Source organism: Veillonella sp., from assembly GCF_041333735.1.
Lineage (GTDB): Bacteria > Bacillota > Negativicutes > Veillonellales > Veillonellaceae > Veillonella.
The window spans coordinates 369,836-383,266 of sequence record NZ_JBGKFB010000001.1; the positions used below are offsets into that span (position 1 = coordinate 369,836).

8 protein-coding genes and 1 tRNA gene are annotated in these 13,431 nt (G+C 39.5%); 4 read left to right on the top strand and 5 right to left on the bottom strand.

Annotated elements, in window-relative coordinates; all coding sequences use genetic code 11:
• Positions 1-13: 13 nt before the first annotated feature.
• The gene (locus tag ACDF53_RS01670) at positions 14-589 is read right to left on the bottom strand and encodes a xanthine phosphoribosyltransferase (protein WP_005387850.1); all 576 of its coding nucleotides are present in this window, start codon (positions 587-589) and stop codon (positions 14-16) included.
• Between the two features lie 246 nt (positions 590-835).
• Positions 836-1,741 (bottom strand): LysR family transcriptional regulator, encoded by a 906-nt coding sequence (locus ACDF53_RS01675; RefSeq protein WP_005387848.1) that lies wholly within the window; start codon positions 1,739-1,741, stop codon positions 836-838.
• 268 nt (positions 1,742-2,009) lie between these two features.
• Between ACDF53_RS01675 and ACDF53_RS01680 the strand changes: the two genes are divergently transcribed.
• The 3 genes from ACDF53_RS01680 (at position 2,010) to ACDF53_RS01690 (ending at position 7,488) form a co-directional block, all read left to right on the top strand.
• Positions 2,010-5,750, top strand: coding sequence for a phosphoribosylformylglycinamidine synthase (locus ACDF53_RS01680; RefSeq protein WP_370815292.1), 3,741 nt, complete (start codon positions 2,010-2,012; stop codon positions 5,748-5,750).
• A gap of 162 nt (positions 5,751-5,912) precedes the next feature.
• Positions 5,913-7,148 (top strand): FprA family A-type flavoprotein, encoded by a 1,236-nt coding sequence (locus tag ACDF53_RS01685; RefSeq protein ID WP_227283589.1) that lies wholly within the window; start codon positions 5,913-5,915, stop codon positions 7,146-7,148.
• Between the two features lie 249 nt (positions 7,149-7,397).
• A tRNA-Ser gene (locus ACDF53_RS01690) sits at positions 7,398-7,488 on the top strand.
• A 124-nt stretch (positions 7,489-7,612) separates the two neighbouring features.
• Here ACDF53_RS01690 and mmuM read toward each other — a convergent pair.
• From mmuM to ACDF53_RS01705, 3 genes are all read right to left on the bottom strand, one after another.
• On the bottom strand, positions 7,613-8,638 hold the full coding sequence (gene mmuM, locus ACDF53_RS01695; protein WP_295233483.1) for a homocysteine S-methyltransferase: 1,026 nt from the start codon (positions 8,636-8,638) through the stop codon (positions 7,613-7,615).
• A gap of 75 nt (positions 8,639-8,713) precedes the next feature.
• Positions 8,714-9,499 carry a basic amino acid ABC transporter substrate-binding protein gene (locus tag ACDF53_RS01700; RefSeq protein WP_370815293.1) on the bottom strand — a complete coding sequence of 262 codons (786 nt, stop codon included), beginning with the start codon at positions 9,497-9,499 and terminating at the stop codon, positions 8,714-8,716.
• Between the two features lie 371 nt (positions 9,500-9,870).
• Positions 9,871-11,808 carry an OPT family oligopeptide transporter gene (locus tag ACDF53_RS01705; protein WP_257847022.1) on the bottom strand — a complete coding sequence of 646 codons (1,938 nt, stop codon included), beginning with the start codon at positions 11,806-11,808 and terminating at the stop codon, positions 9,871-9,873.
• 244 nt (positions 11,809-12,052) lie between these two features.
• Here ACDF53_RS01705 and pepT point away from each other — a divergent pair, with 244 nt between their 5' ends.
• The gene (gene pepT / locus ACDF53_RS01710) at positions 12,053-13,276 is read left to right on the top strand and encodes a peptidase T (protein ID WP_325192114.1); all 1,224 of its coding nucleotides are present in this window, start codon (positions 12,053-12,055) and stop codon (positions 13,274-13,276) included.
• The last annotated feature ends 155 nt before the right edge of the window (positions 13,277-13,431 follow it).

The following is a 13,431-nucleotide window of genomic DNA, read 5'->3' on the forward strand; positions in this document are numbered from 1 at the left end:
AATAATCAGACTATTAGTCTTCGATAAATACACAACCATTGTCTTTAAATTCTTTAATACGAACTAAAGACTCAACACGATACCCTGCATTTTCAAGGCGTTCACGACCAGGTTGGAAGGATTTTTCGATAGCGATCGCCATACCAACCACTTCATCACCAGCGTCTTCTACCAATTTAGCAAGGCCCATAGCAGCCTCACCAGATGCCAAGAAGTCATCGATAATCAACACTTTTTCACCGGCTGGCAAGAATTTTTTAGAAATAGTAATATCATAGTTTTCCTCTTTTGTATAAGAGTACACAACACTATGATATACATCATCTACCATAAGAATGGATTTTTTCTTACGCGCAAATACTAATGGCACATCAAGTTCAAGAGCAGCCATCAATGCCAATGCAATGCCAGATGCTTCAATAGTAACAATACGTTGTACACCTGCATCACGGTAACGATCGGCGATTTCTTTACCGATTGCTTTAAACAATTGTGGATCGATTTGATGATTCAAGAAACCATCGACTTTTAGCACGCGATTATTGAGGACAATCCCCTCTTCACGAATGCGTTGTTTTAATAATTCCATGTGCTCTTACCTCCGCAGCATAACTATCTTTAAATTTTAACGTAAATAACCCCTTAGGGTCAACCTATATCAAGTAAAAGACTTAACAATACAGCTAGAAAACAGCGTTCTTTAAGACTTAAAAACTTTCCACACTAAATTATAAAATTCAGTAGGTTTATAACAATATAATATAGCACAGATAACAGTACTCTAAAATATAAAAAGACACACTTTCTGAAAATTCTCATAAAGTGTGTCTCATTATTATAAAACCTTATCACGTGTGCTTTCACGATTAACAAGCAATGAAGTGAAGCGTGCAGCCCCTTCAGATTGAGGTACCAAACGAGAACGGACAAGTACAATATCGCGTGTTGGCACCGGAATATCTGTATCTATACGTACCACTGTACCTTCTTGCATCTTTTGTTGCACTACATGGTTAGGCAACATGGAAATCCCCATGTTAATTTCTACAAGATCAAGCAGCACATCGACGCTACCTAATTCAAAGCGTGGTTTACGGCATGCGCCATGAGTTACTTCATCAAAGAATGTACGGCTCGCAGAGCCTTTATGCAAGAGCAAAATAGGCTCATTAAGAAGACGGCCTTGATCAAAGAAGCCTGCCCCTTTATAGTCAGGACCACCAACAAATACATCTTGAATTGTAGCCAATGTAGTTACCTCTAGTTGAGGATTATCGCGTAAGCCTTCATAGTCATTAACCACCGCCAACTGCGCTTCTTTATTGAGTACTAATTCTACGCAATCAGGGGATGGACGATTAATGATATGTAGTCCAATTTCGCTTTCTTGAAGCTGCCATTTATGGAAATAAGGCAATAGGAAATGGCGACATAATGTATCTGTAGCAGCAAGATTTAAACTTTCATAAGCTTGGCTCACCCGTTCTTGCAATTGAGTTACCCCATTATCAAGAATGGAAAAGGCTTTAGCTACTGTATCAAATAATTCTTTGCCTTCTGGCGTGAACCCTACAGATTTTGTAGTGCGCACAAAAAGAGGCATATTCAGTTCACCTTCTAATTGCTTAATACTTTGGCTGATGGCGGATTGAGAAACGCCTAACTCTTTGGCTGCACGGGAAAAGGATAAATATAAGCCTACCCCTAAAAAGGTTCTATATAAATCTGCAGATACTGCCATTTTATTCACCTCTGTTATATACTAATAGTAGTGTCTTACTTTTAAATATACATATCATTTACTATATTATAAGTATGGACTCTCAATATATAATGAATATGTAGAAATCTTCATGAAAGTTAGGTCTTATGACCTTCATGAAGCTTTCATATTTATTAGTATTTCTAATCTTTTCATAAGTAAGATTATCTTTACTTATAAGTCTAGACCGACTATACTTAATTTGTCAATATCCCACAGGGAATTATATACATTACAGGAGGCTATAATGGCTATACAACGATTATTCGTAACAAAACGAGAATCTTTCAACCAAGAAGCACAACGCATGTTACAAACCTTACAACAGGAATTATCTATGCCTGCTACAGGGGTAACCATCTACGAGCGTTATGATATCGAACATGTAGATTCAAAAGATTTAGAGGCTGCAAAAAACCTTATCTTCTCCGAGCCTCCTGTAGATACAGTATTAGAAGAAATCCCAACTGTACAAGGTTTCGTTTTTGCTGTTGAATATGTGCCAGGTCAATACGATCAACGTGCTGACAGTGCTGAGCAATGTATTTCCATGCTCACCCTTACATCTGGCCACATCGTTCGATGTGCTCGTGTATTCGCCATCGAAGGCACTTTCACAAAAGAACAAGAAGAGGCCATCAAAGCATACTATATTAACCCAGTAGATTCCCGCGAAGCGAGTCTTGAATTGCCAACTACATTAGCCCTTGAATTAGAAGATCCTAAACCAGTGGCAACAATCGATGGCTTTACAGACATGAGCGATGCTGATTTAGAAACCCTCATCGATAGCTATGGCCTTGCTATGACATTGGCAGACCTCAAATTAATCAAGCAACAATATGCAGAGGTAGAACACCGCAATCCTACCATTACAGAAATTCGCCTCTTCGATACCTATTGGTCCGACCACTGCCGTCACACTACATTTATGACGGAATTAACGGATATTACCATTGAGGATAGCCGTTTCACAGGTGCTGTAAAAGAAGCTCTTGAAGAATACATGGAAGGCCGCGCAGAGCTATATACAACGAAGAAAAAGGCTCGCTCCCTCATGGACATGGCAACATTGGCAGTCAAAGAGTTGCGTCATGCAGGCGGTTTAACAAATCTTGATGAATCCGATGAAATCAATGCATGTACAATCATCGTTCCTGTTGATGTAAACGGCAAAACTGAAGAATGGTTGTTATTATTCAAAAACGAAACGCATAACCACCCTACTGAAATTGAACCATTTGGTGGTGCTGCAACGTGCTTAGGTGGTTGTATCCGCGATCCATTGAGCGGTCGTGCTTATGTATACCAAGCTATGCGCGTTACAGGCGCTGGCGACCCTCATACTAGTCTTGAATATACATTAGAAGGCAAATTGCCTCAAAAGAAAATTACCCAAGAAGCTGCTCGTGGCTACTCCTCTTACGGCAACCAAATCGGCCTTGCTACAGGTGAAGTAAAAGAATATTACCATCCTGGCTATGTGGCTAAACGCATGGAAATCGGTGCTGTTATCGGTGCTGCACCTCGCAACCAAGTACGTCGTGAAGTACCTGTTGCAGGCGATGTAATAGTATTGCTGGGCGGTAAAACTGGCCGCGATGGCTGTGGTGGCGCTACGGGTTCCTCTAAAGAACATACCGTAGAATCCCTTTCCACATGTGGTGCAGAGGTTCAAAAAGGCAATGCCCTTACAGAACGTAAAATTCAACGCCTCTTCCGTCGCGGTGAAGTAACAACTCTTATTAAACGTTGTAATGACTTTGGTGCAGGCGGTGTATCTGTTGCTATCGGTGAATTAACAGATGGTGTAACAATCAATCTTGATTTAGTTCCTAAAAAATACGCTGGCCTTGATGGTACAGAATTAGCGATTTCTGAATCTCAAGAACGTATGGCCTGCGTCATCGCCGCTTCCGATGTAGAGACATTCAAATCCTATTGCGACGAAGAGAATTTAGAATGTACAGTTGTGGCAGATGTAACTGATACTAATCGCCTCATCATGAACTGGAATGGCGAAACAATCGTAGATATCAGCCGCGACTTCTTGAATACAAATGGCGCTAGCCAACAACAAGAAGCTATTGTAACAGCGCCAGCAGATCGCTCTTACTTCTTACGCGGTTCTTCAAGCGCAGATAACTTCAAAGAAAAATGGCTTGCCGCAGTATCCGATTTAAATACTGCGTCCCAACAAGGTTTAGCAGAACGCTTCGATAGTACTGTTGGTGCTAATACAGTACTCATGCCATTCGGTGGCAAGTTCCAAAAGACGCCTACCCAAGGCATGGTCGCAAAATTACCTGTATTAAACGGTGAAACTACAACTGCAAGCATCATGACACATGGCTTCGTACCAGAATTATCTGCTTGGAGTCCATACCATGGCGCACAATATGCAGTACTTTTATCTGTAGCTAAATTAGTAGCTCTTGGTGGTCGTCGTGAAGATGCATACTTAACATTGCAAGAATACTTTGAACGCCTTAATTCTAAAGAATCTTGGGGCAAACCTATAGCAGCCCTTCTCGGGGCCTATAAAGCTCAAAAAGAACTTGAAATCGGTGCTATTGGTGGCAAAGATTCTATGAGCGGCACCTTTATGGACCTTACAGTACCTCCTACCCTCGTATCCTTTGCAGTTGGCACAGCCCATGTAGATAATATTGTAAGCCAAGACCTTAAAGGTGTAGATCATCGCCTAGTATTCTTTGATGTACCTCGTACATACGATGACACTCCAGATTGGGATCGATTCAAGGAAAACTGTGAAGTTTTACAAGAACAAATTGAAAAAGGTCGCGTTTACTCCGCTTATGTTGTTGACCAAGGTGGCATCCCTGAAGCAGTTACCAAAATGGCTCTTGGCAACAACATTGGTGTTAAATTCGATAAATATGCGGAACGCGCTATCTTCCAACCAGCTCTTGGTGCATTTATCGTAGAAGTAGATATTAAAGCTGTTAACTATCTCTTAGAATTACCAGGTCTTAAAGTAATAGGTGTAACACAAGCAAATCCTGTTATTGAATGGGCCGACCAATCTGTATCTCTTAAAGAAATTCAAGCAGCTTATGAAGCTCCATTAAACGATATCTTTCCTATGCATGCGCCAAATGGTGTTGGTGAAGCGGTAGCGTACATCCACGACCAACATGCTAAACCTCGCAGTGCAGCCTTAGGGGCAAAACCTAAAGTGCTCATCCCTGTATTCCCTGGTACAAACTGCGAATTTGACTCTGCTCGTGCCTTCGAACGTGCTGGGGCCGAAACAGATATTGTAGTCATTCGTAACCAAACACCAGAACAATTAAAAGAATCTATCGACGTAATCAAAGCTAAATTAGCTGAATCTCAAATTCTTATGTTCCCTGGTGGCTTCAGTGCTGGCGATGAACCAGATGGTTCTGGCAAATTTATGGCTACCCTCTTCCGCAATCCATACCTTGCAGAAGGTTTAGAAAACCTCTTGTACAAACAAGATGGTCTAATACTTGGTATTTGTAATGGTTTCCAAGCCCTTATCAAATTAGGTTTGTTGCCAGGTGGTCATATCGAAACGTTAACCGCCGATCATCCTACATTGACGTACAACACAATCGGTCGTCACTTGTCTCGTATGGTTAACACTAAAGTTATTTCTACTAAATCTCCTTGGATGAGTGATGCTAAAGCAGGTGAAATCTACACCGTGCCAATTTCTCACGGCGAAGGTCGCTTCATCGCTTCCCCTCAACAAGTATTGGAATTCAACAAAACTGGTCAAATTGCTACACAATATGTAGACTTTGATGGCATTGCCTCCATGGATAGCCGCTTCAATCCAAATCAATCTGTAGCTGCTATCGAAGGCATTTATAGTCCAGATGGTCGCGTATTCGGTAAGATGGCTCACTCCGAACGTTGTGGTGCTGGTATCAGTAAAAATATTCCTGGCTTATTAGAAATGCCAATCTTTACATCTGGTGTAAAATACTTTAAATAATTAATGATTATTCTTTCCTGTGAAAGCCTACTCCTTTGGGTAGGCTTTTCAATATTGATTTTTTTCGAAAATATTAGTATTATAAGTTGATGATATATTTACGAACATGAGAATTCGTGTAAACCTATACATAACAAATGTGAGTTAAGAAAGGATTTTATTATGCATTGTGCTCAGAAAATGACCCATAATATCTACTGGATTGGTAGTAATGACTGGACTACAGAACGTTTTGAAAACTTATTCCCTATTCCAAATGGTGTTAGCTATAACAGCTATTTCATCGATGATGAAAAAACTTGTGTTGTTGACTCTGTAGATGCGGAAATTCGCGAAGAATACTTTGATAACTTGACTCATCTATTAAATGGTCGCGACCTTGATTACATCATCGTAAATCATATGGAACCAGACCATTGCCAAACATTATTGGAAACATTGGAACGCTATCCAAACTGTAAAATGGTTGGTAATGCTACAACATTCCGCATGTTCGAGCAATTCTACAATTCTCCAAAACCTGACCAATACTACACTGTAAAAGAAGGCGACGAAATTTGCCTTGGTAAACATACACTTGTTTCCTACACTATGCCTATGGTTCACTGGCCAGAAGTAACTTGTACATATGAAAAATCTACTGGTACATTATTCTCTGCAGATGCTTTCGGTACATTCGGTACAGTTAACGGTAACATCTTTGCAGACCAAACTGATTACGTTGCTACCTACGAAGATGAAGCTCGTCGTTACTACACAAATATAGTTGGTAAATACGGTCCTCAAGTACAAAATGCGATTCGTAAAGTTTCTGGTCTTGACATCAAACGCATTGCTCCACTACATGGTCCTATCTGGCGTACACCTGAAACTATCGATTATATCTTGCGCAAATACTTGCACTGGTCCAGCTACACAGCTTGTAAAAAAGGTGTTGTTATTGCCTTCGGTTCTATGTACGGTAACACTCGTGCTATTGCACAACAATTGGCAAAACAATTGTCTAAACGTGGCGTAACAGATATTAAAATCTATGATGTTTCCAAAACTAACGCTTCCTACATTATCGCTGATGCTTGGAAATACACTAACTTGGTAACAATTGCACCTACATACAATTTGAACCTATACCTTACTATGGAAAACTTCATTCATGAATTAAAAGCACTTAACTTCCAAAACCATAAGGTATCCATCATTGGTAACCACTCTTGGGCATCTGCTGCAATGAAAACAATGGTTGCTCACTTTGAAAACGACTTCAAAGACATTGAAATCATATCCGAACCACTTGATATCAAATCCTCTTTAAAACCAGAAGATCTTCCAAAAATCGAAAAAATGGCAGACGATATCAAAGCATCCATCGATGCAGCTGAAATTAAAGAAGTATTATAATATACAAACTAAAGACCGCCTGTTTAGGCGGTCTTTTTTCTTATACTTCAAAGGATACATATCTTACGTTTTAACAATATGTTGCGTAACATTTTTACAATTTAATTATTACTACTAACAGTAGAAACCAAGCTAAATTAATAGAGTTTAAAAGTCTTATGAAAGTCTAAGATTTTCACGATTTTTTGCTTGACATAAATCTAACTTTTTCATATACTATACAAGTACCTGTTACACAACAGAATACATGGAGAGGTGTCCGAGCGGCTGAAGGAGCATGATTGGAAATCATGTGTGCGGTTATCCCGTACCCAGGGTTCAAATCCCTGTCTCTCCGCCATAGTAAAAGCAGTGCTTATGCACTGCTTTTTTATTATATAAAACCAATAAAACATCAGCTAATAGAAAAAGGCTATCGACTTAACATCGATAGCCTTTTATGTTTATATCATTAGTTTATATTACTATTTATGAATTTTTCTAGCTATATCTCTAATAATTTCAGGTGTTGTTCTACAACAACCACCTATGATATCTGCCCCAGCATTACGCCATACATCAACATAATCTACAAATGATGCAGGGTCGCCATACCAGGTCTTAGTTTCACTATCATAGCTTTCACCAAGATTAGGATATACAGCAATCGGTTTATCCGTAACAGTCCGAATATCCTTAATCAAGGACTCTACGTATTCCGGCTTAGTACAGTTGACACCAATACCAGTTATAGGTCTAACCTTGTCGATCATCTCCGCGCATTTAATGATGGTTTCACCACTAGAAACATGATGTCCATCTTTACAAGAAAAGGCAATCCATCCTGGAATTCCTCTCGATGTGTATGGGTCAGACATGGCGCGAGCAATGGCAATGGCTTCGTCATAAGACGGGATAGTTTCAAAGGATAATATATCCGGGTTTTCTTCACAGAATAATGCTAACCGAGGAATATGGAATACTTCGAGATATTCAGTTTGCACATCAGGATATCCACGGTACTCAGATCCATCCGCCAAAAATGCACCATATGGTCCTACAGAAGCCGCCACTAATGGTTTAGGCAATGCACCTTCAGAAAAATATCTAACCCCATCTGGAGTCTCTTCACCAAGTGTAATCCCCCGCAATGTAAGTGCTCCAGTCGCCTTAGCCTCTAAAAACTCATTGCGAGCTTGTACAGCTAAACGAACGGATAATTTAACGAGCTCTATGGCCTCTTCCGTACCATAACCTAATCCTTTAAAGCCCGCTACTGTTGCTTGATATCCAGAACTTTGAATGATATCTGCCCCAGCCGCCAAGTAGGAGATATGTATTTTTTTGATGATATCTGGTTGGTCCATAAGAATCTTAGCAGACCATAATTTATGCTGAAGATTACAGCCATAACGCTCTAACTCTGATCCTAAGCCACCATCCAAAACGAGGGCGCCCTTCTCTTTAATTATATCTAAAAATGCACGTCGTTTAGCCATCATATCACCCATTCTATACTACCTCATACCTTTTGAGGTTTACTAAACGTATTATAACAAATAATACGTTTAGGTTCTATCTACAAACTATTTTAAATCCTCTGCTGGTGGCTCTTTACCAAACCATTTTTTATAAATCTCTGCATATTTGCCATTGGCTTTAATCTTAGCCAAACCATCGTTAACTTTATTAAGAAGCTCAGTATTGCCCTTCTTCACAGCAATACCAAGCGGTGCCGCATCATAGTCCTCTCCAGTAACCTTTGCGATACCTTTCCCCTTACTATTAACATAATATTCATTGACCGGTGTATCGTTAATAACTACATCTACACCTCTATTTTGCAATTCTAAGAATGCATCGACGATGAGATTAAATTGGCGCACATCGGCATTAGGGATCTTACTAGCAATTTCTGCACCAGTAGATCCGATAGATACACCAATGCGCTTTCCTTCTAAGTCCTTAAAACTATTGATATTAGTATTATCGATATTTACAACGAGGCCATTACCTGCAATATAGTATGGTTTACTAAAGTCTACAGACTTGGCACGATCTTCGGAAATAGTCATATCCGAAATAGCAATATCGATTGTATTGCTTTGTAGTGCTGGTAAAAGTGCATCAAAGTTCAAGTTTTGAACATCTGCTTCAATGCCCTCTTCCTGTGCAATGGCATTGATAATATCTACATCAAAACCTGCTAATTTTCCACTGTCTTTATCTTTAAAACCAAATGGTGCATAGGTCGCATCTGTACCAACGCGCCATGCTTTTTGAGTGCTACCTGTATTACCACAACCAGCTATAAACAAGCTACTAGCAAGTGTAAAAGCCCCTAAAAGAGCTGCTATTTTCTTAAATTTCATAATTGACCTTACTCTAACCTTACAGTTCTATGTAAAGTTTTCTTTCTATATACGAATGAACATATCTATACTTACATTATGAGCATAATAAAAATAATACCTATAAAGGTATTCTAGTATAATCATAACATTCGATATAGTTAGGGTCAATTAATCCGACTATATCAATAGGTATTATATTAATATAGTTTTTAGTTATACCGAAGAAATTATTAATAGATATAGCAATAAAACTAGAATTAATAATAAAAAGACCGCCTTTACCAAGCAATCTAAACTCGGTAAAGGCGGTCATCTCCAGAGTGGAGAATTCCTAGCAGTTTATAGAATAGATAGCATTTTTACTTCATTGAAGAACTATCATACTCATATTATTTAGCTTTTTTAGCTTTTACGTACATAGCCACTTTGTACAAGAATACACAGAGTAACAAGTACATTACGATACTGAGGTATGTTGCTTCCGGTGTTTCAACCCAGTCTTGTGCGAATACATCAACACCTGCAATACGAAGTACAGCACTGAATAGAGAACCAATAGCACCACCAGCTACGAGACCAGATGCAATTGTGCTACCTTTAGAGAAGCGAAGATCTGCCAATTCTTTATCTTTTGTACTATTTTGTACGAAGTATGCAATCAAACCACCGATAAGTAATGGTGTGTTGATTTCCATTGGCAAGTATGTACCAAGGGCAAACGCCAATGGTGGAACTTTTACCATCCACAAGATGATTGCAAATAATGCACCTGCCATGTATAGAGGCCATTGAGCACTACCGCCAGTCATCATAGGTTCGATGATAGCAGCCATAGCGTTCGCTTGTGGCGCATTTAATGCATGGTCCCCTACAAAGCCATATGCATCGTTCAAGAGGATCATAACGCCTACAGAAAGTACAGCACAAAGAATAGTACCAACGATTTGCCATTGTTCCATTTTCTTAGGTGTAGCACCTGTCATATGCGCTACTTTAAGTTCAGACATGAAGTTACCAGCCATACCGATGGTTGTACCAATGAAGGATGCCATCATGAGGACTGCAATCATACCTACTTTACCAGTCATGCCTGCTGCTGTTAAGCATACAGCGGAGATGATAATCATAAAGATTGTCATACCAGATACTGGTTCTGTACCTGTATAAGCGATGGAACTAATACCTACTACAGATAATAGGAAGGACATGATAAGAACAATTAAGAATGCTACGATTGTTTGACCGAAGCTTTCAGCATACATAAAGTGGAAGTATGCTGCGAATAGAACTGTACATAACAAGATGCCAGCACCAATCCAAGATGTAGGTACGTCGCGTTGTGTACGAAGCAAGTTAACATCTACAGTTTTGGAACTGAAAATATCAAGCACTGCATTTTTAACAACACTAGCTACGACTTTGGACATATTGAGCAAGCCGATGATACCTGCCATGGCAAGCATACCGATACCAATATGACGAACATAGTCTAAGAATACTTTACGAATTGGAGCTTCTGCAAGTGGAACAGCATGACCATTGATTTGCATGATATGTTCCGGAGCTAAATAGTATACGATTGGAATACATACGAACCAAGAGAAGAAGGAACCAGCTGCGATAATAGCCGCATACCGTAAGCCTGTAAAGTAACCAAGACCAAGCAACGCAGCATCTGTATCTACAGCAGCATTTAACTTAGTAGAATCTGCTAGAGCAGAACCCCATTTAAATGCAGTAGTACGGATAACCTCTTCCCACCAGCCAAGGCTGTTAAGAATAAAGTCATATACAAGAGCGATAAGACCAGAACCAAGCATGAGTTTCGCTTTGCTACCTTCATTACTCATTAGTACTTCAGCAGCAGCACGACCGCTTGGGAACGGATACACATAGTGCATTTCCTCAACGAAGTAGCGACGGAACATAACGCATAATAGAACACCAAGTACGCCACCAAGGATAATAGGAATCGCCATCTGTACAAAGGATACATCTGTAACATTCCAAATGTATAGAGCTGGCAAGAAGAACATCGCACCAGCTAATGTGTTCGTACTAGAACTAGCGATAGCCTGAATGTGAACCGTTTCAGCAAAAGCATTTTGCCGTTTCAAAATAACTGCTGTACCCATTGCAAGTACAGATACTGGAGCAAAGGCATCTACTGTTTGACCAATTTTCAAACATAAATAACCTACAGCCAGTGTGAAAATTGCCGCATAGAATAGGCCCCAGAATACTACATATGAGTTAATCTCTACGTAATCCTTCTTAGGATCCAATACGGGTTCTACGGGCGGAATAGAACGAGTTTCGTCCGACATGGTAAAACCTCCTCACAGAAAATGTACAAACGTATAACTATTCACCTTTATACTAACACGGCACTATATATGGTTCAATGCTTTTCTATGCATTATGCGAATAAAATATCACACAATCCATAAATATTTATTTTGCATTTTCACCGCCCCTGTTCTACAATGAAAGTATATTAAGAATCTTTATTATATACAGTATGTATACCAGTATGTATAACACGTATGTTTACTTACGAGGAGGCTCATTATGGAATCAATGGTCGAACGTTTTGTACGCTATACAAGCATAAATACACGGTCTAATGAGGAAAGTACTACAATTCCTAGTACTCAAACTCAAGTAGACTTTGCTACTAATGTGCTCGTACCTGATTTAAAAGCAATCGGTTTAGATGAAGTTATTTATAACCGTGAAAATGGTTTTGTCATCGGCACATTAAATGCTAATACAGATGAAAAAGCACCTGCTATAGGCTTCATTGCTCACATGGATACAGCAGACTACAACGCAGAAAATATTAAGCCTCGCATCGTTGAAAACTACGATGGCGGCGATATTTGCCTTAACGAAGAACATCAAATCTTCACACGTCGTGCAGATTTCCCTAATCTAAAAAATTACATTGGTAAATCCTTAGTTGTCACAGATGGTCTTACTCTCCTCGGCGGCGACGACAAGGCTGGTATCTGTGAAATTATGGAAGCCCTTGCGTACCTCGTAGCTCATCCAGAAATCAAGCACGGTAAAATCATGTGTGCTTTCGGTCCAGACGAAGAAATTGGCACTGGCGCCGATCACTTTGATGTCAAAGAATTCCCTGTTGATTTTGCCTATACAATTGATGGTGAAAGCCTCGGTCAACTTGAATACGAAACATTCAATGCTGCAGGCGGTACAGTGACCCTCAAAGGTGTATCTGTTCATACAGGCACTGCCAAAGGCATTATGATCAACTGTGCTAAATTAGCAATGCAATTCGATTCTCTATTACCAGGTGCTGCTGTTCCTGAACACACATGTGGTCGTCAAGGCTTCTTTATGCTTATGAGCATGGAAACACAAGTAGATACTGGTAAAATGAACTATATCATCCGCGACCATGATAAAGAATTGTTCGAAGCGAAAAAAGCATTCTTCTTACAAGCCGGCCAAACATTAAATGAAATCTACGGTCGCGAAGTATGTGAAGTATCTGTAAAGGATCAATATTACAACATGTACGATATCATTAAAGACAATATGGAATGCGTTAACGTAGCCAAAGCTGCTATGGAAAAAGCGGGCATCACGCCTATTTGTGACCCTATCCGTGGCGGTACAGACGGTTCTAAAATTTCCTTCATGGGCATCCCTACTCCTAATATTTTTACAGGCGTAGAAAACCTACATGGTCGTCATGAATTTGCATGTATTGACGACATGAAAAAAGCCGTAGAAGTGATCGTAAACATTGTTAATATTGAAAAATAATAGCTTATGATATAACTACTCATGCATCTATACTATTAGATGGTATTTGAACGGTATTTAACTACAAAACTAGCATTCTAGAACATGGAATACTAAACACCTTAACCATAAAAAAGGACTATACGAAATCATTCGTATAGTCCTTTTATTTAGTT

Bases quoted from the DNA above. Each gene is read 5' to 3' on its own strand.
- ACDF53_RS01670 (WP_005387850.1), bottom strand. From the start codon at position 589: ATGGAATTATTAAAACAACGCATTCGTGAAGAGGGGATTGTCCTCAAT.
- ACDF53_RS01675 (WP_005387848.1), bottom strand. From the start codon at position 1,741: ATGGCAGTATCTGCAGATTTATATAGAACCTTTTTAGGGGTAGGCTTA.
- ACDF53_RS01680 (WP_370815292.1), top strand. From the start codon at position 2,010: ATGGCTATACAACGATTATTCGTAACAAAACGAGAATCTTTCAACCAA.
- ACDF53_RS01685 (WP_227283589.1), top strand. From the start codon at position 5,913: ATGCATTGTGCTCAGAAAATGACCCATAATATCTACTGGATTGGTAGT.
- mmuM (WP_295233483.1), bottom strand. From the start codon at position 8,638: ATGGGTGATATGATGGCTAAACGACGTGCATTTTTAGATATAATTAAA.
- ACDF53_RS01700 (WP_370815293.1), bottom strand. From the start codon at position 9,499: ATGAAATTTAAGAAAATAGCAGCTCTTTTAGGGGCTTTTACACTTGCT.
- ACDF53_RS01705 (WP_257847022.1), bottom strand. From the start codon at position 11,808: ATGTCGGACGAAACTCGTTCTATTCCGCCCGTAGAACCCGTATTGGAT.
- pepT (WP_325192114.1), top strand. From the start codon at position 12,053: ATGGAATCAATGGTCGAACGTTTTGTACGCTATACAAGCATAAATACA.